Source organism: Bradyrhizobium sp. BRP22, from assembly GCF_020194175.1.
Taxonomy (GTDB): domain Bacteria; phylum Pseudomonadota; class Alphaproteobacteria; order Rhizobiales; family Xanthobacteraceae; genus Bradyrhizobium.
In genome coordinates, this window is the sequence record NZ_JADYVX010000007.1 from 156,296 (window position 1) to 178,295 (window position 22,000).

Here is a 22,000-nt window from a genome sequence, read left to right on the forward strand (position 1 = left end):
TTCCGGCCAACGTCGCGTCACGCCCCTGTTCGCGGACCGCCAGCAGCAACCGGCAGCAACCGCCCGAACTGACAATATCGATGACAGTATCGAAAAGAACAGAACGGGCACAATGACAGTATCGAGCCGAAGGCAAAGGGATCATGTCACTGAATGCCATCAGGGTTGGGAACCTGAAACCGAAGAACGCCGACTACCGCGTCGCCGATGGCGGCGGCCTGTACCTGCTGGTGCGCCCCACCGGGTCCAAGTTGTTCCGGTATGACTACCGCCTCAATGGAACCCGTCGCACCCTCTCGATTGGCGAGTACGCTGCGGAGGGCGATGGGGTCCGCTGCTTCACCCTCAAGCAGGCCCGGGACGAGCATGAGGCGGCGCGGGCCGCCATCGCCCGGGGCGAGCACCCGGTCAGTCCGGCGCAGCGCGCCGTCAAGGCCGAGGCGGCGGCCGAGGTCGCCGAACAGGCCCGACTGGAGGCGGCCGATCGCACCTTCGGCGCCCTGGCCGACGAGTGGCTGGCGGCGCGCAGGGTCGGCAACTCGCCTAAGACGGTCGCCCGCGACGTCCGCAGCGTCGCCTATCTCAAGGGCGGCTATCGCGGCGCCAAGGGCTTTGGCGATCTCGACGTCGCGGCGGTCGAGACCGCGCACCTGTCGGCCCTGGCGGAAAAGTTCAACAAGCCGACCCGCATCCGCGTGATCTCGGCGGCGCGCAAGATCATGGCCGTTGCCAAGCGCCGGGGATGGATCAAGCACTCGCCGTTTTCCGACGTGAACTTCAACGAAGGTCTGCCCAAGCACCGCGAGAAGAAGCGCCCGGCGATCACCGAGGAGAAGCGGTTCGGCGCGCTGCTGCGCGAAATCGACGGCTATGAAGGCCGTGGCAACAACCTGACTTGGTACGGTCTCAAACTGCTCGCCCTGACCTTCGTCCGTCCCGACACAATGGCGAAGGCGGAATGGAAGCACTTCGACTTGAGCAAGGCGCGCTGGGTGATCCCGTTCGAAGCGCTGAAGATGGAATGGCTGCGCACCGAAACCGGCGAAGCCCTAGAGGATTTCACGGTCCCGTTGTCGCGGCAGGCGGTCGCACTGCTGCGCGAACTGCACAAGATCACCGGCAAGGGCCGCTATCTGTTCCCGGCCTGTGGCGTCGGTCCCAATCCTGGCGAGGTCATGAGCGAGAACACGCTGAATTATGCGCTGCATTCGCTCGGCTACAAGGGCATCCACTGCGCCCATGGCTTCCGCTCCAGCGCGTCGACGATCCTGAACCGGCAGCGCACGCCGGAAGGCCGTCGCGTGTTCGAACGTTCCCTGGTCGAGCTGCAGCTTGATCATCAGGACAGCTCGACCCGCGCGAAATATGACCGTGACGACTGCATGCCGGAGCGCGAAGAGCTGATGCAGTATTGGGCCGACCTGATCGACACGCTGCGTGACGGTGGCCGCTCCAAGGCGAGGCATCTCAAGGCCGTCGCCTGATCGTTGAAATTATCAACCAAAAAAGCCGCCCATCAAGGGCGGCTTTTTCTTACTGCGCGGCGGCCTTCGGTTCGATCCGCTTCAACGAAGCGTTGAAGGCATCGATGCTGTCGGCGTCGATCATCGTGCGATGGCCGCGCTTGTAGGCGATGATCTCGCCCGCGTTGATGTACTCATAGCACTTGGTGTGACCGAACCGCCCATACTCGCACGCCTCGCGCACGGTCAGCAGCCGACGCGCGGGCGCGCTGGTGCCATCCGCGCGCGGCGGCAGCGGCTTGTTCGATGGGTTCTTTTTGATCATGGTGGCGTTCTCTCTCGTATCGTCCTGACTCGCGGTGGTGGTGCGCGCACAAGGACGGAAACAAATCCCGGCTGTTTCGGGAAGCCGGTTATCCAACGCGATTTGCGGTCGCCGCTTAGTCGTGGTGGAAAAGGAGTTTGGTTGGTCGCGCCTGTGAACAGCAACCTGCGGACGAGCACGTCCAGGGATAATTGCGGCCTTGCCACCTTGACCCCGTCAAAGCGCCGGGCAACAGCGAGGAGGTGGCTTTTCGTTGTTGGGCTGGCCGCGTCGCCCTCAATGAACGCTGTGCCCGATCTCCGTAAATCAATAGCCTTTGCTCGACCGCACCACGCCGATCGTCTGCAACGTCGTGCCAGTCGCGTGCGCGATCTCAGCCTGCAGCGACGCGATGGCAGCGCGCATCTCGTCGCCGCTGCCATATGTCACGTTTTTGCCTTCGTAGCTGACCGAGCGCGCGCCGCTGCGATAGGCACGGCGCAGCTCTTCAAGCTGCGCCTGCAATTCGAGAACGTCAGTCATCCTTACGCCCCGGCGTTCGCGTACCAGCCGCGCCAGTCGACGAAGCCCGCGCCGAAATCGAGCCTGACCTTGACCTGCACGCCGTCGACTTCGAAGCCCGCGCGGGTCTCGACCTGCGGACCGGGCGCGCCAGCCAGATACGCAAATTCAAGCCCGTCGATCTCGCTGGCATCGGCGACGAGATACCAGCGCGTCGCGTTGGCAAGGCGCGGTTCGATCACCAGGGACAGCCGAGCGAACGGATTGACGTCGTCGGTGTTGGTGGCCTGGATGGCGGTCAGCAGTTTCTCGCACGTCGTTTCGAGATCGGGCGGCGCCAGCAGAAAGCGCGGCGTGACCGAGATCAGGCCGCCGCCCTTGGCAGTCTGCTTGCGCATCGCCAGCCGCGCGGCCGACAGCGTGGTTTCGCTCGGCGCCGCGCCGCTCGCGGCTTTGTTGCCGTGGTCGGTGTGGAACAGCGCCTTGCCGTCCGACATGGTCGGTCCGTTTCCGCTGCCGGTCACCACGAGGTCGACCAAGAACTGAGCCTCAAATGCTCCAGCCGCCTGACCGAGCCGTCGCGACAGATCGGAGAAGGCACCGAGATCATCATTCACCATGGCTTTGCGCGAGATGCCGAAAATCCGGCCGTAGGAGTCGATCGCGTAGGACTCGCCGCTTTCCTCCATCGTTCCCATCGTAAACTCGCCGGTCTCGTTCACCTTCGTCAGCGTGAAGCCGGACGCATCGAGCTGCAGGCGCGACTTCTTACGGAAGTCCTGCGCGCTGGTTTCGCGCGCGAGCTGACGGATGCCGGATGGCGCCGACTGATAGGCCGCGCGCAGCGTGCGCCCGACCGTATCGCCAAGGATCAAGGCGAAGTCGCTCGTCGAGTGCAACGCGCGGGTGATCATGGTCTCGGCGGTCATGCCGGTGGTCGAGATGCCATGGCGACGCAAGGTCTCGCCCGCGAGATCGGCAATGCGCATGCCGATGTACTGGCGCGCCGGGCCGCTCGGCGTGGCGTTCGGCGCAATGCGCTGATACAGCGCTTCGCCCGCCGCGCGGACGAACACTTCAGGATTGTCCAGGGTGATCACGTTATGCTCCGATCGGCTGCTGTGAACGACGACGTTCCGCTGCAGCATGTCATTGAGAAAGGCGCGGCGCGCATCTTCGATGCTGGCGCCGAGTTCGATCAGCGCATCGACACGGGCAGTCGAGGCGCCGGTACGACGGCCGAGTTCACGGATGGCGCGATCGTCACCTGTCACATTTGTGACACCCGCTCGCGTGCGCGCAGTGGGGTCGGCAGGCACCGCAACGAACGACGCCTCGCGCACCGACCAGCGCACAGCAGTCATGGTACGAATGCCACTCGCATCCTTGCCCGCCTTCCACTCGTCGACCGCATAGCCGACGCTCAGATTGCGGATGATGCCGCTGCGAATGTCGGTGATCACAGGCGCGATCTCCGGGCGAGACGAGAAACGCAGGCGCGCAACCACTTCGCTGCCTTCAATCCACACGTCATCGATGGCGCCGAGCACGTTGTCGATACCGGTCTGGCGGTGACTGTCGAGCACGCTCGCGCCGCGCGTGACGGCAAGGTCGAGACCGGTCGGGTCGAGCACTTCAAGAAACTCGCCCCGCTGGTCGCGACGACGCACGGGCGTGGTCGACGCGATCACGGCGTCGATCGTCAGGTTGGTTTCGTCGAACGTGCGCGGGCGCGGGATGGCGTCGCGATGTTCAAGTTGGATTGCGCTCTCGCGCAAAAGCAGTGCAGTACGCATTAAGCGTTCTCCATATCGGGTTGGTTGCTGATGTTGGTGGCACTCGCCGACAGATCATCGGCGTAGGGATCGGCTTCGATCTCAGCATCGACGTCGGCGACGTCGCGGCCGTTCTCGGCGATGATTTCTTCGCGCGACTTGACCTTCGCGGCCAAGTTCAGGGTGTCGGCTTTCGCTTTCTTCAACTCGTCGATCGCGGGCCATCCTGGGAACAGGAACTGCGCCGTGTAACGCTCGGGGTTGCTCTCACAGTCGGGCGCACGCATGCGGCCGGACAAAACCTCCAACAGCACGATGCGATCCCAAATCGGATTGAGCAGTTGCGCGACGAGATGGTTCTGCTGGATCGCCTTCACCCGGCGCCGAAAGCTCGACATGCCGAGCTGCCCGGCGCTGTAGTTGATCGCGCCATAGTCGCCCGTTGCCATGAAGGGAGGAACGCCAGCGCCCGCGCAAATCTGCCGGGCGATGTAGGACATCACTTCGGCGACGGTGGACATCTCGGAAATCGGCGGGAAGCTCGCTTCCGTGCCGGGCGGCAGGCGCATCACGGCGCCGGGTTCAAGAAACAGCGCATTCGGATTGGTGGTCTCGTCGAACGGCAGCGCGCCCTCGATATCACGCAGCAGCATCGTCACCAGGGCGGTGGTTTTCAGCTTCACGATCGAAGCGTCGACCGCTTCGTCGAGCTGCAGAGCCAATCCCGCGATCGGCAACAGCGGCGAGATGCCGCGCGGCACACCAGGGAAGCGCGGTTCGAACACGTGACAGACATCGAGCGCAGACACGCGCACGGCAGGCGCGACGCTCGCAAATGGCGCATCGGGCGGCGTGCGGAACACCCAAAATGCAACGCGGCGACCATCAGCATCGAACTCGACACCGGCAACGATGTTCGGCAGATCGCCCGTCATGCCGAGCGACGGCACGGTCCGGCTGGAGTCAACTTGATCGGCCGTGAGCAGGCGCAGTTGCAAGCGCATCGTGTTGGGATCGACGACCATCTGCGTGAAGCTCTCGCCGTCGACATAGAAGCCGCGCGCGACACGCGAGAGATAGCCGCCGAGCGACATCGTGCCCTCGATGTCGCACTTGGCATAGAAGGCGTTCCAGGCGGCTTGCAGTTGCGCGGCGATCCCCGGGTCGGGATGCGCCGGGCGCACGCTCGGACCATCGCCGACGATCGCCGTCACGCTATTCTGAATGATGCTGGCGACCAGTGCATTGTTCTCGGATTGATGCGCGATCTTGCGTGACGCCAGCCGACTGGCGGCGAGCTGCTGGCTGATCGGCGCGTGCAGGGCATAGGACGACGGCCATTTGCCGCTGCCGGACGTAATGTCGTAGCCGGAAAATGCTCGGGTGAAGGCGCGGAAGGCGTTTTTGGTACGGGTGAGAATGCCCACCATCACGACACCGCGACGATGGGCGACGCCTCGCGCTCGCGCATCGCCTGCCACTGCTCGATGACCGGCGACGTGCGCGGCGCAATGACAGCGGCGAGCAGATCGGCGCCCGCATCCAACTCTTCCGGCGTCGGCCAAATGCGCGCCGGAAATTCAACCTGGTGCTGCTCGGCGCGACGCCGCACGGTGGCATAGGCTTGATGCAGCGGCACGCAGTAGAAAGCCACCTTCGGCGGCTCGGTGCCGCTGCCGGTGGCGAAGTGATCGGCGACGACGTTGATGGCTTCGGCAACAGTTGCCGCCGTCAACACGACCCAGCGTCGGCTATCGTGCGCGAGCGCGAGATGGACTTGCTCTCCGTCATCGAGCGCGTTGAAGCGACTGATGATCTCAAGCTGAATGTCGCGCATCACACGATCGACGACACCACGCGCGGCGCCGGTCTCGACCAGCATGTCGAGCGCGGCGAGGATCACGGCGTCAGCCGCGAGCAGGATTTGATCGCGCCAGAGACCGTCACCTTTCTGGTCGGAGCTTGGCACGATCAGCGGCTGCAGATGACCGCGCTTCTTCATGGCCTTTCGAACGTACTCGGTGCGGCCGATCAGTTTGTCGAACACGTGCGCCGGAAGTGGCGTCAGGCAAAACATGGTCGAGAGTTCCTTAGTGCAATGCGTCGGCTGGTGACGCCGTTGTCTCTTGACGGAGATACAGAACTCCGACTACACGTGCAACACGTAAGCCATTGAAATAACTGGTGATTTTCGGACGGTGGCGATTGGTTGCGACGGCCAGCGGACGGTTTTGGAAGTCGACGGAATGGCAAAAAAAATCCCGCCCCCTTGGTCGGCACAACCGGGGAGCGGGCTGGATGATGAGGAAAAAATGGATCACGAAATTCTACATGATTTCGCGCCGCAGTGTCGAGAGCACGAAGGTGACAGTGCGGAGCCGCGATATCGGTTTCCGCATTTTGGCGCGAATGGCTTCTATCCGGGTCGCGGCAGGGCGCCGAGCCCGCTGCAGCCTGAGCAGATCGCGACGGCGATGGCGTTCCTGCAGATGTTCCGGCCGACCAAACACGGCACGCTTTCCAGTTACTTCTTGAAGCACGCTGCGGAGAATTGGGGCGGCAAGATCGGGCTGTGCTCCTACGTTTCCAATGGAGCGCTGATCCTGGCGGCGCTGATGCTCGGTCTTGTGGTCGAGCCGCATCGACCTGACTGGCTGTTGAGTCCGAACGCCGACATTGGCATCAGCAGGCGCGATTTCCGTCGCATCACGGGGTCGTATTGATGAACGCGATCGGATCACTCGACGGCCTCGCCGACCCGACGATGCGCCCGACCGGCAATCGGCAGCTCGACACGATGAACGAGCGGTTCTTCGTCGTCCGGGAGGGCGGCAAGGCATACGTCGGCATGTTTGAACACGAGCGCGGGCGCGCGCTGCTGATCCTGATGGGCTTTGCCGATTTCAGGAATTTGCACATGCACCAGAAGGTGAAGGTCAAGGGCCAAAGCGTGCCGCTCGGCAAGTGGTGGCTGGAGCATCCGAAGCGGCGCCAGTATGAGGGCCTGATCTTCCAGCCCGGCAACCACGCGCGGGTGATCAACGGCAAGCTGAATTTGTGGCGCGGCTGGGCTTTCGAGCCGAAGCCGGGCGACTGGAGCAAGTTGCGCGAGCACATCCGGCAGGTGCTGTGCTCCAGCAAGCAGGAGCTGTTCGACTACGTCATGAACTGGCTGGCCTGGAGTGTTCAGCATCCCGACGAGCGCGCCGAGGTCGTGCTGGTGATGAGAGGCAGGAAAGGCACCGGCAAGGGCACGCTCGGCAACGCCATACGCAAGCTGTTTGGCCAGCATGCGCTGCAGATTTCCAGCTCGCAGCATCTGGTCGGGCGCTTCAACGGTCACCTGCGCGACTGCGTCTTTCTGTTTGCCGATGAGGCGTTCTGGCCGGGCGACAAGGCGGGCGAAGGCACACTAAAGCGGATCGTCACCGAACCGACGATCATCATCGAGGGCAAATATCGCGACGCCGTCGAGGTGCCGAACCTGTTGCACATCATGATGGCATCGAATGAGGACTGGATTGTCCCGGCAGGCGAGCACGAGCGCCGCTATGTGGTGTTTGAGGTCAACGACCTACATCTGCAGGACATCCCATGGTTTAAGGCAATCAACGATCAGTTGGAGAACGGCGGCTACGGGGCAATGCTGCACGATCTCTTGCATCGTGACATCAGCGGCTTTCATCCCCGGCAGCTTCCAAAGTGCAACGATCTCACCAGCCAGCAAGCGATGTCGCTGTCACCGCTGGACAGTTGGTGGGTCGAGTTAATAGAGAACGGCACGCTCGCGGGCTGTGACCCCGCAGCGCCGTACATGGCGCGGTCGGGAGACTACCCCGAAGTTATCAAGAACGACTGGGGTAGCGTCGTGCGCATCGACAAACATCCTGGTCTCTATACGGCGGCGCGAACCATCGAGCCGCGCCTGCGCAATGTGAGTGAGCACAAGCTCGGTGAGCACCTGAAGAAGCAGGGCTGCACGAATGACATGAAGGTGTTGCGACGGCGGGGCTGGATGTTTCCCACACTGGAAGAGTGCCGCAAGAAATGGGAGCAGCGCTTTCCCGGTTGGAAGTGGCGCCATCCTCATCTTGCCGCCTGGGAGGCGAACGATCTCGATGACGTGCCATTCTGATGTGCCGGTTCTCGCCAAAACCGGAACAGTTGTTCGGCAGCGTCATCAGCCGCTTGCCCGCCCGTTCCGCTTGCGCCGCTTCACAGGCGCACACAGCGGCGCCGTCATTGTCGCAAATTCTTTTCTTCTCCAAAGCGGAACAAGTGGAACATGGAGCAAGTAAGTGGCGAAAGCGCTTTCGCGACCAAGAGATGGCGGTATGCCGCTTGCCAGTAGGGAAGCGGGCCGCGAGCGGCACAAGCGGAACGGATGATGGGATCGACATGAACCACGCCAACCAGACCCTGACCGGCATCGTCGCCACCGTAAACATGATCAGGCGGTTCGCCATCGAGGTCGCGCGCGACTTCGATGACGACCACCTTGCCGTCGTCGAGCAGGCGTTGCGCTCGGCTGCCGACGCCGTCGCAAGGGAGCGCGCGATCGAGCGCTGCCTGATCGATGATTGGGCGGGGAAATAAGAATGCTTTGGCGCTTACAACAACCTCGACGGGTCCTGTGCCAGAGCCACCCGGGGCGGGTCGCGCCCGCGCGCCCGCCATGGCTAGGCGCAAAAGTTCCAAGGGCTACAACAACAAAATTTCAATTTCGATGGGTCAGACGAAATATAAACCTCAACCCCCTAGGAAATCTTCGCACTAGCTACCCAGTGGGCGCGGGCGCGACCCTCGCCCTGGTCTATGGACAGGACCCGCGAGCCAATCATGCGATCGATAATTCGACCGGATACCTGCGCCTCGCTTGCCGCGTACCGTGCAGGTGGAATTTTCGACTAGGTCCGCTCGCTCAAAATCCGAGCGGTCTCCGCTTCAATACTGTTGATGATGCCATCCGCTATGCGGGTCATTTCGTTTAGAACGGGAACGACCGGATGACGCGCTACAATAGGAACCTCTCCGAACGCTATATATGCGGGGAAGGTAATGTCCGCGAAGTAACTTCCTCCTGGCTCTAAGACGGCGAGCGTGATTTCGTTCGTGCTCGGGTCGAACCGGGGCGGGAAACTAAGCTCCCTAACCAATCTGAATTGGATGTGGTTTGCGAAGACATCCCCGGTGAGATTTATGCCTACCTTGTACGTCTCCTTGTGCTTGTTAGGGTTTGATATGGCCGAGAGGGCATAGAGCAGATCGTTTCCTCCTGGATAGTCCTTGCTTCTGGGGTATCCCTCGAAGCCTTTGAGCAGTGGGTGAAGCTCGGCCGGAATGTTCTTGCAGCTCCCTCTCGGGCGGAACATGTCTTCAAAATTCGCTTTTGTCCCGGCGAGGGGGAAGTAAATCTTCGCGCTCTCCTTGGCTCCGAGTTCGATGGATGCTCGCCACGCCGCCTGATCCAAGGCGCTGCGGAGCGCGTTGACGATATTGGCGGCTCGTGTGCTGAGGGTTTCGGGCGCTGGCGAGAGCTTGATGCCGATCACCTTTGCGCCGGGTTGTCTCTCCACGTCTTCGAAAAACCGATATGCGCTCTCTCTATTGAACACCGCTCGCTCTCGGGCTGCGAAGTCCGAAAGGTCCTCCCGAGCCTGTGTGATCCATAGCTTTGAGCTGATAAACGGACCGGTCATTTTCCGATCTCCGCGACGTGCAGTCTGCGGGCCAGTCGTCGCAGCCCGGGTTCTTTCCTGAAATTCATCGGCGCCTTCGTCGCTCAATCTGTCGCTGCAGGGCAAACAGTTCGGCTTCCAGGTCTTCGAAACTGGTCACCGTCCGTTGAATGTCTTCTTCTGTGAAATCGCGGTGCAGTTCCTCGTTGGGCCGCGCGGTTGTGGCCCGAACGGTGATCGTTTCGGTATCGACGTCGAATGCCCACCAGTGGCCGTGCGCGAGCATGTTCCGCACGTCGGAAGGTGGGATCGCGCCGCGCAAACAAGCGACGATGTCTGAACCTTCAGGAATGCCATCAACGTGCTTGCTCTGATGCTCTTTAATGAGCTTCTTCATCGCCTTCGGCCTAGCTCTTGCAGACAGGCGATTTTCCGGCTGTTCGCCGAACGTGGGGTCAAACGTGATAACACCCATCAGGTCCGAAACTCGCCTTTCAAATTCTCCATGGGCAAACATTAAGCGCACAAATGCTCGGGTGAACGGCTGGAGGGCTGGCGCATCTGCATCGGGGAAGTAGTGCATTTGGGGAACCGAGTTTGATCACAATCGCGGCGGTTTGTTTGTCGTAAGTCGGACAAGAAAAACTCGACAACAATGACAACTGGGGAGCGTAGGGTGAGTCAGGCTCGTTTCATGCGGATAATCCATCCCTGCCGCTCCTCATCAACCGCAGGAAGTCACCCACGTCGCGGAAATAGTTGCGAAAAGCCGATGTCATCTCGGCAACGCTATCCGCACCAACCAGGACGATGTCGTCCTCCGGGAATTGCTTTTCTAACTCTAACAGTGCGGTGGACGCCTCTAGCTCAAGGTCGAACGGGTGCATTTTCAGACCTTCAGCTTTGGTAGACTGTAAGATGACGTGCTTCGACTTCGCCTGATCGTCAATCCATTTGAACGCTGCGAGATTTAGCAGCATGTCCATGACACCAATTTGCGCATCGAGTGCATCAAGCTCCTCGACTAGCTGCCGGTCGGATAGATCGGGGAGGCACGATTTACGCTCTTCATGCACGCGGGCGAGGATTTCGCTTGCGAGGCAGAACAGTCTAATGTGGCGTCGATCGCCGCGATCAAACTTAGGTTCGTTCTCGGTCAACTGCGTAACGACCTCGACCGCAGTTGCCCAGGCATGTTGCAATTGAGTACGGTATTGCAGCTCAATCAGCAAACCATTGCATATTGGCGACCTCTTGCGGCGAGCGCGATACTCATAGACATCGTGGATGCCGCGATAGCCTCGCTCGGTGGGCGAAGTTATATAGTCGTACTTGGCGGGATCGTTCTTACGGATGTGATTGAATTTTGCTCGGTGCAATTCGTCGCGAAAGCTCGTCAGTGCAACGATGCTCGGAAAAATCATCCGGCAGCCTGCTACATCGTCCATTCGCGCCAATTGCATGCGCGGGTAGCGGGACAATTTGTCGATAATAGTCGATCGTCGCTTTAGACGCTGCGCGACCTCAATCTCTTTGCCGCGAGCACGCTGGCGAAGCAGCGATTGGAACGAATTGATTACATCCTTGTGCGCGAGCCGCCACAGCTCAAGTGAGCGGATTTGCGTGCCCGACAACGTTCTCGCCCTGAGAGCTTCCCCCGCGCGGTTAATCGCCTCTCGAGACCCCCAAGGGCGTGCTGTGCTCAGCTTGATCATAGTCGAAGTGCAGAAGCCCTAGTTAACGCCTACAGGGCCACGCACGTGCTAACGCTTCCCGCGCCAACTTGCTGAAAGTTTCATGCAACCGCGAGGGCCGGCCATCAATGTACTGGACGACGACGCGCACGGCCTGGGAAAGGTTTGCTCCATCTGGCGGGCACACGTCTGGATCGGTTTCTGAAATGGCTATGAGAGCGCCGTTGCAGACGCCCTTGTCGAAGGCATCGGTTCGTGCGGGGATCGCGCTCGGTTGTAGCACTAGGCGACATCCAGGCATGATGTTGTTCGCCGTGGTTTCAAGTGGCTCCGCGTAGGCAATCGCGTAAACGCTCAAGCTGACCGAGAGCACCGTAAACCGCGCCAAAGTAAGCATGCCTTCCCCCATCCCCGCGATTAAATCATTGCGCGTGGCTACGGCTTTCGTCAACCTTTTGGATAGGCCATTGGATAACCATTGACGAACGGCGCGAGAGGTCGTGCTGGCTTATCATAACAAGAAACCCCGGCATCTCTGTCGGGGCTTCGGAACGAGTTTCATGATCTCAGGGCAGAACTGAACCAATCCCCTCGATTACAGGACTCCTATGTTCGCCACAGCACGTTACGTCTCTGTCGGTGCCTGCCACCCGACTAGCCGGGAGACTGTGGTTATCCCCACCGGGATTGGGGGGTATTTTCCAGCACGCTCAAAATGTGGGTCAAAACGACCTCCATCGTTGCGGCAGTTCCAATATAGGAACAATTGACACGTCAACAAGCGATGAAATGACAGTATCGAATGACAGTATCGAAGCCATTTTAGCAGGCGGGGCTCCAGGAAAGGCCTGGAAAGTAAGACATTTATCAATTAGCTTGACTCCAGCCCGGGGAGCCAATTTCCAAATTGAATCAAAAAATTAGAGTGCATTCTTGAGGTCGTTGCTTTGGCTCTGCGCAAGCCGGATACAGTCGAATCCGATCCGCCGCATCGATTTCAAGGTGCCGTGACGGGCGCGACTCCATCGCATTTGCGCGCGCCGTCGGGACAGCCGCCAAATCGACTCATTCACGGTCGACCTTGTCGAGGCAGGCTCCTCGCGAGGTGATTCCATGCCTGAGTTCGAAACCGAGGTACCGAGAACCACACCCTCGATCGTCCCGAGCGATATCCCGACGATGAGCGACGATGAGTGCCTCCGGCGGCTGGCGCAAATCGTCGAGGAGCATGATTCTGCGCAGCTCGACGAGGCCGCGAGACTGATCGGCCGGCTTGCAGTCGCGATTGAATAGGCGGCGTTCCCCTGCAGGAACCCGCGGCAGACACGTCCATCGGGCGTGTTGCGTTTTCATCCTGCTTGTTCCAAAAGACGGCGGTCTCACTTCCTTCGCGGCCGCGCCGCGCGACTTGCAGGTTTCAGTCCATGTCCGGTTTCTCGACTGCGCGCCAGAAAATGGTCGATGGCCAGGTGCGCACCAGTGACGTCACCGACGCGCACATCCTCGATGCAATGCTCGCCGTCCCGCGCGAGGCCTTCGTTCCCGACAGCAAGCGCGCGCTCGCCTATCTCGATCTCGACCTCGATGTCAGCGAGGGCGGGGGACCGAAGCGCTATCTGATTAAACCCGCCGTGCTGGCCAAGATGCTCCAGGCGGCCGAGATCAGCTCCACCGACCGCGTTCTGATCGTTGGCTGCGCCACCGGTTATGCGGCTGCTGTGGTTGCACGCTTCGCCGGGGAGGTGTTTGCCACCGAAAGCGCCCCGGCGCTCGCCGACCGGGCGAGGGCCGCGCTCGCGGCGGTTGGCGCCTCGAATATCACGCTGACCGTTGCGCCGACGGCCAAGGGCGATGCCGCGAGTGCGCCGTTCGACGTCATTGTCCTCAATGGCGCCACCGAAATCGTGCCCCAGGAACTCTGCGAGCAGCTCCGCGAGGACGGGCGGCTGGTCGGCGTGTTTGCCCTGTCGCAGCCGCAACGCGCCGCCATCGTGACACATACCCATGGGGATTTCGGACATCGGCCGCTGTTCGATGCGACGGCGCCCGTCCTGCCGGGCCTGGAGCGCCTGCCGGCCTTCGTGTTCTAGGGTCGACCGGCCACGCTGCCGGGCGAAAGCCGCATTCCGGGCGCTTCCTGCGAATAGGGATTCACATCAAGGGCAGGATTCCCAGCGTGATTTGGCCGCGTAGGTCCCGATCGTGGCGGCCCGGTGGCGATTCCAGGCGTTAAAATCCCGTTCTGAATCAGAAGTGTGGCCCGTTTGCCCCACGTGAAGAGTTTCCACCGGGTTCCGTTGCGAGGTAGTTCCGTCCAGCCTAGCTGCGGAATAAGGTGAGGCGGGACTCACTTCGATCGAAGCGACGCCCGGTTCATGTTCTCGAGCCGGGTGGTAAATGGCAATGGATGGATTATTGGGGATGCGTGGGGTGAAGGTTGTCACCAGAGCCGCGGCAGCGGTCCTTTTGTTGGCTTGCGTAGGACCGACAGCGGCCCTGGCCGACACGATCGAGGCCGCGCTGGTACGTGCCTATCAGAGCAACCCACAGCTCAATGCACAGCGTGCCTTCGTGCGCAGCACTGACGAAAACGTGCCGCAGGCTTTGTCGGGCTACCGTCCGAGAGTGGCGATCACGGCGAGCGGCGGCTACCAGTATACCGATGCCATCACGAGCGGGCAGGGCGCGCACGGGACGCAGATTCCGCGCGCCGTGGGCGCCACGATTTCGCAGACTCTGTTCAATGGATTTCAGACCGCCAACCGAACGCGGGCTGCGGAGAGTCAGGTCTCCGGCGCACGCGAAGCGCTGCGAAATATCGAACAGACGGTGCTGTTCAGCGCCGCCTCGATCTACATGGATTACTTGCGCGATGCGGCCATCGTCGAGGTTCAGCGCAGCAATACGCGCGTGCTCGAGCAGACGCTCAAGCAGACCCGCGACCGCTTCAATGTCGGCGAGGTGACGCGCACCGACGTTGCGCAATCGGAGGCTCAGCTCGCCGCCGGCCGCACGCAGCAGCTCACGGCCGAATCCAACCTGACCACGACGCGATCGAACTTTCGCCGCATCATCGGCACTGAGCCGACAAATCTCGCGCCGGGCTCGCCGGTCGATCGTTTCCTGCCGCCGAGCCTCAATGCCGCCATCGAGCTCGCGCTGACGCAGAATCCGAACGTGACCGCGGCGATGTTTGGCGTCGACGTCAATTTTCTCAACGTCAAGATCGCCGAGGGCGCGCTGTTCCCGAGCGTCACGCTCCAGGCCACCGCGCAGCAGGCCTATGAGCAGTCGTTGATCATCCAGCGGCAGTTTCAAGCGTCTGCGCTGGCTCAAATCAACGTTCCGATCTATCAGGGCGGCGGCGAATATTCGTTGATCCGCCAGAACAAGGAATCGTTGGCCCAGCAGCGACTCGTGCTCGAACAGACGCGTGATCAGGCCCGCGCCAATGTCGTCACGGCATGGGGGCAGTTGCTGGCCGGCAAGGCGCAGGTGTCTTCCGCTCAGGCGCAGGTGACGGCATCCGAGATCGCGCTCAACGGCGTGCGCGAGGAAGCCAAGGCCGGGCAGCGCACCACACTCGACGTGCTGAACGCGCAGCAGGCCCTGGTCAACGCCCGCAACGCGCTCGTCGTTGCGCAGCACGATCGTGTCGTCGCCTCCTACAGCGTGCTGCAGGCGGTAGGGCGGCTGTCGCCTCAGGTGCTCAGCCTGCCGACCACAACCTACGATCCAAGCGTGCACTACCAGCAGGTGCGTGATAGCTGGGCCGGAGTTCGAACGCCCGACGGCCGTTGATCGTCGCTCCCGCGTCATTGTGCTCTGAACAATGAATTGGGCCCGCCAGCCGCGGGCCCAATTTCATTTTCGAGCTCCCGTCTTTCCCGCGCGGCCGGCGAAGTGCATATGTCGCGCAGTGGTCATAAGGACGCCGCAAAACTTCAGGGCGCGCGTTGCTTGCAATCGATTGTTGCCCTGACATACCGTTCCCATAGGCAACAGAACGATTCGCAACGCCTATTTGCGTCTATCGCTGTGGATCGGTTGCGGTGAGGGCAAACGGTCCGCGTGCGATGCACCGGTAACCGTTGATCTGGGGACAAGTCCGGACTCGAGCGATGAAAAATTCCGGCCGCTTCATCCGGAACCGCCGAATCTCGTGCGGCTTGGTGTAGGATAAATTTCGATGTGGAGTCGGAAATGACGCAACCTGCAAAGGTCCAAGAGCCCTCGATGGAGGAGATTCTGGCGTCGATCCGTCGCATCATCGCCGATGACGAGGCCAAACCTGCTTCCGCCGACAAGCCGGCAAACGAGCGGCCGGCAAACGACAAGCCAGCAAGTGTCGCGGCGCCGGAGAAACCGGCGGTCGCCGCCACGCCGGCTCCCAAGCCGGTGGTCAAGGACATGCCATCTCCGACTCCGGCAACGCAATCAGCGGCGGTGAAGCCGGCGGCAGCAGCGCCGAAGCCTGCGCCGGCGCCACCGGCCAAGACCAATAGTCAGGACGACATCGACGCCATGCTGGCGAGCCTGGACGAGGCGACGCAGGAAGCCGAAGTCAGGTCGCCGCAACCCGATGGCGACGTCTTCGAACTGACCGACGAAATGGCCTTGCCGGATCCTGCGCCGACGCCCAAGCCGCCACCGCCGACCTTTCAGAAGGTTGAACCGCAGGACGACATTGAATTCACGGAAGCCACCAAGCCGCCGCCGGCGCCTCCTCGGCAGCCGGCCTATGAGCCGGCGACCGAGAGTTCCTATGGTCAGCAGCCGATCCTGTCGCACTCGACCATGAATGCGGTCGAAAGCGCGTTCAATTCGCTCGCCAACACTGTGCTCAGCAACAATGCACGGACGCTGGAGGATCTGGTCAAGGAAATGCTGCGGCCGATGCTTAAATCCTGGCTGGACGACAACCTGCCGGGACTGGTCGAGCGGATCGTGAAAGCCGAGATCGAGCGGGTTTCCCGCGGGCGTTAGCTGCGCAGGCTGCGCTCCCCCTCAATTCAGCCATCCCGAACGGGTGTTATGGCAGCTTGGACGCGCCGGTCCGGTTGACTCGGCGTGTTCGGGCGGCTTTCTAGAGCTTCGGTTCTGATTGAAATCAGAACCGAAGCTCCAGGTTCTTGTTTTGACGCGTTTTCTTCACGCGAACCGGTGTCCACTTCGCTCGAAAACGCTTCCAGTGCTCTCAAGCATCCCCATTTGTAGTGCCATGATCGAGAAAAACTACCAGCCTGCCGATATCGAAAGCCGGATGTCCCGCGTCTGGGAGGAGAGCGAGGCCTTCAAGGCCGGTCGCCCCGAGCGGCGCGACGCCGCCCCGTTCACCATCGTGATCCCGCCGCCGAACGTGACGGGCTCGCTGCACATGGGACATGCGCTGAACAACACGCTGCAGGACGTCCTCTGCCGCTTCGAGCGCATGCGCGGGCGCGACGTGCTCTGGCAGCCGGGCACCGACCATGCCGGCATCGCCACCCAGATGGTGGTCGAGCGGCAGTTGATGGAGCGGCAGGAGCCGGGTCGGCGCGACATGGGCCGCGCCAAATTCCTCGAGCGGGTCTGGCAATGGAAGGCCGAGAGCGGCGGCACCATCATCAACCAGCTCAAGCGACTAGGCGCCTCCTGCGACTGGTCGCGCGAGCGCTTCACGATGGACGAGGGCCTGTCACGCGCGGTCGTGAAGGTGTTCGTCGAGCTCCACCGCGAGGGGCTGATCTACAAGGACAAACGGCTGGTCAATTGGGACCCGAAACTGCTGACCGCGATCTCCGATCTCGAGGTGCAGCAGGTCGAGGTCAAGGGCCATCTCTGGTATCTGCGCTATCCAATCGAGGGCAGGGCATTCAGCCCTGACGATCCCGCAAGCTTCATCGTGGTCGCGACCACCCGTCCCGAAACCATGCTCGGCGATACCGCGGTGGCCGTGCATCCGGACGACGAGCGCTACAGCGCGCTGGTCGGCAGCCACGTGATCCTGCCGCTGGTCGGCCGCAGGATTCCGATCGTCGCCGATGATTATTCGGATCCTGATAAAGGCTCCGGCGCGGTGAAGGTCACGCCGGCGCATGACTTCAATGACTTCGAGATCGGCAAGCGCCACGGGCTGGCGCAGATCAGCGTGCTCGACCAGGAAGGCAGGCTCTCGCTTGTCGGCAACGAGGACTATCTGCGCGATCTGCCCGAGGGCGCGCTGCAGTTCGCCGAGGAATTCCATGGCGTCGACCGCTTTGCCGCGCGAAAACGGATTGTCGCGCGATTGGAGGATTTCGGCTTCCTCGAGAAGATCGAGCCGAACACGCATATGGTGCCGCATGGCGACCGCTCCGGGGTGGTGATCGAGCCGTTCCTCACCGACCAATGGTATGTCGATGCCAAGACGCTGGCGCAGCCGGCGATCGCAGCGGTGCGCGCGGGCGAAACCAGCTTCGTGCCGAAGAACTGGGAAAAGACCTATTTCGAATGGATGGAGAACATCCAGCCCTGGTGCATCTCGCGCCAGCTCTGGTGGGGTCACCAGATCCCGGCGTGGTACGGGCCCGACGGCAAGGTCTTCGTCGCCGAGACCGAGGAGGAGGCCGTCGGCAACGCGCTCGGCTATTACGTCGAGCAGGAAGTCATTACGCCGGAGCAGGGCCACGACATGGCGGAGGATCCCGCCAAGCGCGAGGGCTTCATCACCCGTGATGAAGACGTGCTCGATACCTGGTTCTCGTCCGCGCTGTGGCCGTTCTCGACGCTCGGCTGGCCGGACGAGACGCCGGAGCTGCAGCGCCATTACCCGACCGATACGCTCGTCACCGGTTTCGACATCATCTTCTTCTGGGTCGCTCGGATGATGATGATGGGCCTTCACTTCATGAAGGAGGTGCCGTTCTCGACTGTCTACATCCATGCGCTCGTCCGCGACGAGAAGGGCGCGAAGATGTCGAAGTCGAAAGGCAACGTCATCGATCCGCTGCATCTCATCGACGAATACGGCGCCGACGCGCTGCGTTTCACGCTGGCGGCGATGGCGGCGCAGGGACGCGATATCAAGCTCTCGACGCAGCGCGTCGAGGGCTACCGGAACTTCGCCACCAAGTTCTGGAACGCCTGCCGATTCGCCGAGATGAATGGCTGCGTGCTGCCTGACGGTTTCGAGCCGGCCCAGGCCAAGGAGACGCTCAATCGCTGGATCGCGCACGAGGCGTCCCGCGTCACGCGAGAGGTGACCGAAGGAATCGAAGCCTACCGCTTCAACGACGCGGCGAACGCGATCTATCGCTTCGTCTGGAACGTCTATTGCGATTGGTATCTCGAACTCGCCAAGCCGGTGCTTTTGGGCGAGGAGGGCGCGGCGAAGGCCGAGACCCGCGCCATGATCGCCTGGGCGCGCGACGAGATCCTGAAGCTGCTGCACCCGTTCATGCCCTTCATCACCGAGGAGCTCTGGGCGGTGACGGCCAGCCGCGACGGCCTGCTGGTGCTGGCGCCATGGCCACGCAAGGCGCACGCGCTGACGCCTGAGCAGATCGCCACGCTTTCGCTGGCAGGTCCGACCGACGCGCTCATTCCGCCCGTGATCGCTGCGTCCGAGGATGATGCCGAGGAGGACTTCAGCGATCCCCATGCGGAGGCCGAGATCGGCTGGGTGGTCGACCTCGTCACCGCGATCCGCTCGGTGCGCGCGGAGATGAACATTCCGCCGGCCACGCTGACGCCATTGGTGCTATCAGGCGTTTCGGACGAAACGAAACAGCGGGCGCAGCGCTGGAGCGATGTCGTCAAACGGCTGGCCCGGCTCGCGGACATCTCCTTCGCCGATGCCGCCCCCGAAGGCGCGGTGCAGCTATTGGTGCGCGGAGAGGTCGCGGCGCTGCCGCTGAAGGGCGTGATTGATCTCGCCGCCGAGCGCGCCCGGCTGGAGAAGGAGCTCGCGAAAGCCGACGCCGACATCAAGCGCGTCGACGCCAAGCTGTCCAACGAGAAGTTCGTCGCCAACGCGCCGGAAGAGATCGTCGAGGAAGAAAAGGAAAAGCGCGAGGCGGCGCTGGAGCGCAAGGCAAAGATCCTCGAGGCGCTCGAGCGGCTGAAGAAGGCTTCTCAAGGGTAGTGAACGGTCGGGTGGGCACGCTTCGCTTTGCCCACCCTTCTACCCGGCCTTTTCAGACGAACGTGAAATCGGTCGCGTGAAGCTGATCCAACGTCGTGTTCCTGATCTCGACAGAATTGTTGCTGTCGAAGGTGATCACGACGCTGGTGCCGCTCTGGGCCATATGCGATTGCACGGCGTTGAAATCGGCAAAGACGGTGCGGTTGAACTGAATCACGTCTTGTGCGCCGTCGGTGTTCTGGAAGTCGATGATCGCATCCTTGCCGAAGCCCGGGCTGAACACGAAAGTGTCGTTGCCCGCACCGCCTGACAAAGTGTCGCTACCGCCGCCGCCGGTGAGCCTGTCGTCGCCGCTGCCGCCATACAGGATCTCGTTGCCGGTTCCACCCACCAACGTATCGTTGCCGTCGTCGCCCGACATTTGCGTCGCGGCCGGACCGCCTTTCAGCGAGTCATTGCCGGCGCCGCCGTACAGGGTGTCGTTGCCGCCGCCACTGGAGAGATAGTCGTTACCGTCGCCGCCATTGATGAAGTTGGCGACCCATCCGCCATAGAGCTGGTCGTTGCCGGCGCCGCCGTCGAGCAGGGCGCCGGTATCGCCGTTGCCGGCCTTGATGATGTCGTTGCCATCGTCGCCGTAGAGTTGATCGGTCGCGGTGGCAATGCCGGGGCCGCTGTTGATCGTATCATCGCCGGCGCCGCCATGGATCACGTCGGCACCGGCGCCGCCATTGATCACATCCTTGCCTGGACCGCCGTCGATGACGTCGTTGTCGGTCGATGAGCCAAAGAACAGGTCCTGTCGGCCGCTCATGTCATAGTGGATCGCCTTGTTCTGATAGAGATTCCAGGTTCCCGGCGAACTGGGATTGACGGCATCGGCGACCGACAGATGCTCGCCATTCACCGTGATGTCCTTGATGTAGAGATTGCGGTCGCCACCGGCGCCTGCGATGTCGTTGATGAAGGCGAGATCGAGGCTGGAGATCGTCGCGGGATTGGCGAATGTGAAAGTGAATGTCTGGAAGCCTGATGGGTCGGTCGCATTGTGGAACTCGACGGTGCTGCCGACCTGCTGGCCGTTGACCAGAAGCTGCATCTGCGCGCCGATGCCGTCGACGACGGAGCTGTAGCCGGTCACCGTGACGGTCGTCGCCGTCAATCTCGGAATGGTGTCGGGACCGCCGGTGATGGTGTCGTTGCCGTCGCCGGCCTTGATCGTGTCGTTGCCGACCCCGCCCGACAGCACGTCATTGCCGCCGCCGGTGTCCATCAGATCGGCGGATGGGGAGCCGGTCAGCGTCTGGCCGGGCGGCTGACGCTCGCCGCCATACCATTCCGTGATCAGCCCTTCCGCCGGCTTGCCCTGGGGGGAGTAGCCGAGCTCCGAATATTTGTTGTTCGCATCCCAGTTCCAGATCGAGGCGCCCCTGAACCAGCTTCCGCCTTCCGATCCCCACACCCGAAAGAAGGCGTTGAACGCGTCATACTGCTCCTGGACATCCTGCGTCGTACTCCCGGCCCAGCCGCCTGGGCTGATATTGGTGCCGTCGACGCTGCGATAGCCGGTTTCGGTGAAGAACACCTGCTTGCCGTATTGAAGGGCAAGGGAGTGGAAGAAATCGACCGGCGACTTGTGGTCCATCACCTTGGCCCAGTAGTCATCGGTGGACATGGTGTTCCACGCATTGACCATTTCCTGGACGGTCGGATCGCGCTCCGTCGTCAGCGGCGGATAGGCGTTGATGCCGATGACATCGACCTTGTCCCAGAAGCTGACATTGATGGCTTCGTCGGTCGCAGCGGCGTAGGTGATCTCGCCGTGGTACACGGCGCGCACGGAATCGATGATGTCGACCCAATCGTCGCGATATTCGGGGCCGGAGAGTTTGGCGAGCTCGTTGCCGATCACGAACATGCTGACGCCAGCCTGCTGCGCAAGCTCCGCCATGTGCACGATCTCGGACTTGTAGGAGGCGAAGAAGGCGGCGGGATCGTCCGGAACCAGGACGTGTGCAAGCGAGCCATCGAGGGCAGAGACCATGGGCTTCAGCGCAACCGAAAGGCCGAGGGCTTGCGCATTCGCGATCGCCTGAAGAATGTTGGCGTCGCTCTCGGTCTTGCCCGGATCGGCAAACACGTCGTCCGAATTCCTGGTGTTCGTAAACAGCCGAGGCGCCAGCTCGATCGAATTTGCATTGGTGTCCGCGATCGCCTGCATGGCATCGCGCGCCGCACTCGTGACGAACGCACCATTGTAGTTGGATGGAAGTCCGAATCCTTCGACAGTAAACGCGCCAGCCATCGGCACAGCTCCTCAGTTTCTTTGGTTTCTTTTCGCTGTTTCGGTGACCCGGCATTTTGCGCAGAACTCATTCGCCTGCGCTGTGTTCCGTCTTTTCAGCAGAGCACAATTCATGAGCACTCACACGCGTGCAGCGAAGCGACGCGAGATGACTG

General features: G+C 61.8%; 18 protein-coding genes. 9 read left to right on the plus strand and 9 right to left on the minus strand.

The genetic code is table 11. The features are described from left to right. Nucleotides 1-143: 143 nt before the first annotated feature. Nucleotides 144-1,484, plus strand: a complete 1,341-nt coding sequence (locus tag I6F35_RS12290) for an integrase arm-type DNA-binding domain-containing protein (protein ID WP_225117926.1) — start codon at nt 144-146, stop codon at nt 1,482-1,484. Between the two features lie 49 nt (nt 1,485-1,533). Here I6F35_RS12290 and I6F35_RS12295 read toward each other — a convergent pair whose 3' ends face one another. From I6F35_RS12295 to I6F35_RS12315, 5 genes are all read right to left on the minus strand, one after another. Then, nucleotides 1,534-1,788, minus strand: a complete 255-nt coding sequence (locus I6F35_RS12295; protein ID WP_225117927.1) for a helix-turn-helix domain-containing protein — start codon at nt 1,786-1,788, stop codon at nt 1,534-1,536. A 306-nt stretch (nt 1,789-2,094) separates the two neighbouring features. After that, nucleotides 2,095-2,310, minus strand: a complete 216-nt coding sequence (locus I6F35_RS12300; RefSeq protein ID WP_225117928.1) for a hypothetical protein — start codon at nt 2,308-2,310, stop codon at nt 2,095-2,097. Nucleotides 2,311-2,312: 2 nt separating this feature from the next. Further along, nucleotides 2,313-4,085 (minus strand): Mu-like prophage major head subunit gpT family protein, encoded by a 1,773-nt coding sequence (locus tag I6F35_RS12305; RefSeq protein WP_225117929.1) that lies wholly within the window; start codon nt 4,083-4,085, stop codon nt 2,313-2,315. Beyond that, nucleotides 4,085-5,494, minus strand: a complete 1,410-nt coding sequence (locus I6F35_RS12310) for a phage portal protein (RefSeq protein ID WP_225117930.1) — start codon at nt 5,492-5,494, stop codon at nt 4,085-4,087. Before I6F35_RS12310 ends, I6F35_RS12305 begins: the two co-directional genes overlap by 1 nt. Continuing rightward, nucleotides 5,494-6,141: a hypothetical protein gene (locus I6F35_RS12315; protein ID WP_225117931.1), complete on the minus strand. Its 648-nt coding sequence runs from the start codon at nt 6,139-6,141 to the stop codon at nt 5,494-5,496. Before I6F35_RS12315 ends, I6F35_RS12310 begins: the two co-directional genes overlap by 1 nt. Nucleotides 6,142-6,262: 121 nt before the next feature. Between I6F35_RS12315 and I6F35_RS12320 the strand changes: the two genes are divergently transcribed. From I6F35_RS12320 to I6F35_RS12330, 3 genes are read left to right on the plus strand one after another with little or no spacing between them, the layout of a single operon-like run. After that, on the plus strand, nt 6,263-6,787 hold the full coding sequence (locus I6F35_RS12320; RefSeq protein WP_225117932.1) for a hypothetical protein: 525 nt from the start codon (nt 6,263-6,265) through the stop codon (nt 6,785-6,787). After that, entirely contained in the window at nt 6,787-8,199 is a 1,413-nt protein-coding gene (locus I6F35_RS12325) for a primase-helicase family protein (protein ID WP_225117933.1), read from the plus strand. The genes I6F35_RS12320 and I6F35_RS12325 overlap by 1 nt, the downstream gene beginning before the upstream one ends. Beyond that, nucleotides 8,199-8,660: a hypothetical protein gene (locus tag I6F35_RS12330; protein ID WP_225117934.1), complete on the plus strand. Its 462-nt coding sequence runs from the start codon at nt 8,199-8,201 to the stop codon at nt 8,658-8,660. The genes I6F35_RS12325 and I6F35_RS12330 overlap by 1 nt, the downstream gene beginning before the upstream one ends. A 311-nt stretch (nt 8,661-8,971) precedes the next feature. Here I6F35_RS12330 and I6F35_RS12335 read toward each other — a convergent pair whose 3' ends face one another. The 3 genes from I6F35_RS12335 to I6F35_RS12345 form a co-directional block, all read right to left on the minus strand. Next, complete coding sequence (locus I6F35_RS12335) at nt 8,972-9,763, minus strand: hypothetical protein (RefSeq protein ID WP_225117935.1); 792 nt, start codon at nt 9,761-9,763, stop codon at nt 8,972-8,974. A gap of 64 nt (nt 9,764-9,827) precedes the next feature. After that, entirely contained in the window at nt 9,828-10,325 is a 498-nt protein-coding gene (locus I6F35_RS12340) for a hypothetical protein (protein ID WP_225117936.1), read from the minus strand. 109 nt (nt 10,326-10,434) lie between these two features. Further along, nucleotides 10,435-11,376, minus strand: a complete 942-nt coding sequence (locus I6F35_RS12345) for a RelA/SpoT domain-containing protein (RefSeq protein ID WP_225117937.1) — start codon at nt 11,374-11,376, stop codon at nt 10,435-10,437. Between the two features lie 1,173 nt (nt 11,377-12,549). Between I6F35_RS12345 and I6F35_RS12355 the strand changes: the two genes are divergently transcribed. The 5 genes from I6F35_RS12355 to I6F35_RS12375 all read left to right on the plus strand — a co-directional run bounded on the left by I6F35_RS12355 (nt 12,550) and on the right by I6F35_RS12375 (nt 19,540). Continuing rightward, on the plus strand, nt 12,550-12,729 hold the full coding sequence (locus I6F35_RS12355) for a hypothetical protein (RefSeq protein WP_225117938.1): 180 nt from the start codon (nt 12,550-12,552) through the stop codon (nt 12,727-12,729). 131 nt (nt 12,730-12,860) lie between these two features. Next, nucleotides 12,861-13,526, plus strand: a complete 666-nt coding sequence (locus tag I6F35_RS12360) for a protein-L-isoaspartate O-methyltransferase (RefSeq protein ID WP_225117939.1) — start codon at nt 12,861-12,863, stop codon at nt 13,524-13,526. Nucleotides 13,527-13,857: 331 nt separating this feature from the next. Then, nucleotides 13,858-15,237, plus strand: coding sequence for a TolC family outer membrane protein (locus tag I6F35_RS12365; protein ID WP_225117940.1), 1,380 nt, complete (start codon nt 13,858-13,860; stop codon nt 15,235-15,237). A gap of 402 nt (nt 15,238-15,639) precedes the next feature. Then, nucleotides 15,640-16,422, plus strand: coding sequence for a DUF2497 domain-containing protein (locus tag I6F35_RS12370; protein WP_225117941.1), 783 nt, complete (start codon nt 15,640-15,642; stop codon nt 16,420-16,422). Between the two features lie 235 nt (nt 16,423-16,657). Further along, nucleotides 16,658-19,540 carry a valine--tRNA ligase gene (locus I6F35_RS12375; RefSeq protein ID WP_225117942.1) on the plus strand — a complete coding sequence of 961 codons (2,883 nt, stop codon included), beginning with the start codon at nt 16,658-16,660 and terminating at the stop codon, nt 19,538-19,540. Nucleotides 19,541-19,592: 52 nt separating this feature from the next. On the opposite strand, the gene I6F35_RS12380 is transcribed toward I6F35_RS12375, so the two are convergent. Next, on the minus strand, nt 19,593-21,845 hold the full coding sequence (locus tag I6F35_RS12380) for a carbohydrate-binding domain-containing protein (protein ID WP_225117943.1): 2,253 nt from the start codon (nt 21,843-21,845) through the stop codon (nt 19,593-19,595). Nucleotides 21,846-22,000 lie beyond the last annotated feature (155 nt).

Coding starts and splice junctions, on each gene's coding strand:
- I6F35_RS12290 (WP_225117926.1), top strand. CDS start 144: ATGTCACTGAATGCCATCAGGGTTGGGAACCTGAAACCGAAGAACGCC.
- I6F35_RS12295 (WP_225117927.1), bottom strand. CDS start 1,788: ATGATCAAAAAGAACCCATCGAACAAGCCGCTGCCGCCGCGCGCGGAT.
- I6F35_RS12300 (WP_225117928.1), bottom strand. CDS start 2,310: ATGACTGACGTTCTCGAATTGCAGGCGCAGCTTGAAGAGCTGCGCCGT.
- I6F35_RS12305 (WP_225117929.1), bottom strand. CDS start 4,085: ATGCGTACTGCACTGCTTTTGCGCGAGAGCGCAATCCAACTTGAACAT.
- I6F35_RS12310 (WP_225117930.1), bottom strand. CDS start 5,494: ATGGTGGGCATTCTCACCCGTACCAAAAACGCCTTCCGCGCCTTCACC.
- I6F35_RS12315 (WP_225117931.1), bottom strand. CDS start 6,141: ATGTTTTGCCTGACGCCACTTCCGGCGCACGTGTTCGACAAACTGATC.
- I6F35_RS12325 (WP_225117933.1), top strand. CDS start 6,787: ATGAACGCGATCGGATCACTCGACGGCCTCGCCGACCCGACGATGCGC.
- I6F35_RS12330 (WP_225117934.1), top strand. CDS start 8,199: ATGTGCCGGTTCTCGCCAAAACCGGAACAGTTGTTCGGCAGCGTCATC.
- I6F35_RS12335 (WP_225117935.1), bottom strand. CDS start 9,763: ATGACCGGTCCGTTTATCAGCTCAAAGCTATGGATCACACAGGCTCGG.
- I6F35_RS12340 (WP_225117936.1), bottom strand. CDS start 10,325: ATGCACTACTTCCCCGATGCAGATGCGCCAGCCCTCCAGCCGTTCACC.
- I6F35_RS12355 (WP_225117938.1), top strand. CDS start 12,550: ATGCCTGAGTTCGAAACCGAGGTACCGAGAACCACACCCTCGATCGTC.
- I6F35_RS12360 (WP_225117939.1), top strand. CDS start 12,861: ATGTCCGGTTTCTCGACTGCGCGCCAGAAAATGGTCGATGGCCAGGTG.
- I6F35_RS12365 (WP_225117940.1), top strand. CDS start 13,858: ATGCGTGGGGTGAAGGTTGTCACCAGAGCCGCGGCAGCGGTCCTTTTG.
- I6F35_RS12370 (WP_225117941.1), top strand. CDS start 15,640: ATGACGCAACCTGCAAAGGTCCAAGAGCCCTCGATGGAGGAGATTCTG.
- I6F35_RS12375 (WP_225117942.1), top strand. CDS start 16,658: ATGATCGAGAAAAACTACCAGCCTGCCGATATCGAAAGCCGGATGTCC.
- I6F35_RS12380 (WP_225117943.1), bottom strand. CDS start 21,845: ATGGCTGGCGCGTTTACTGTCGAAGGATTCGGACTTCCATCCAACTAC.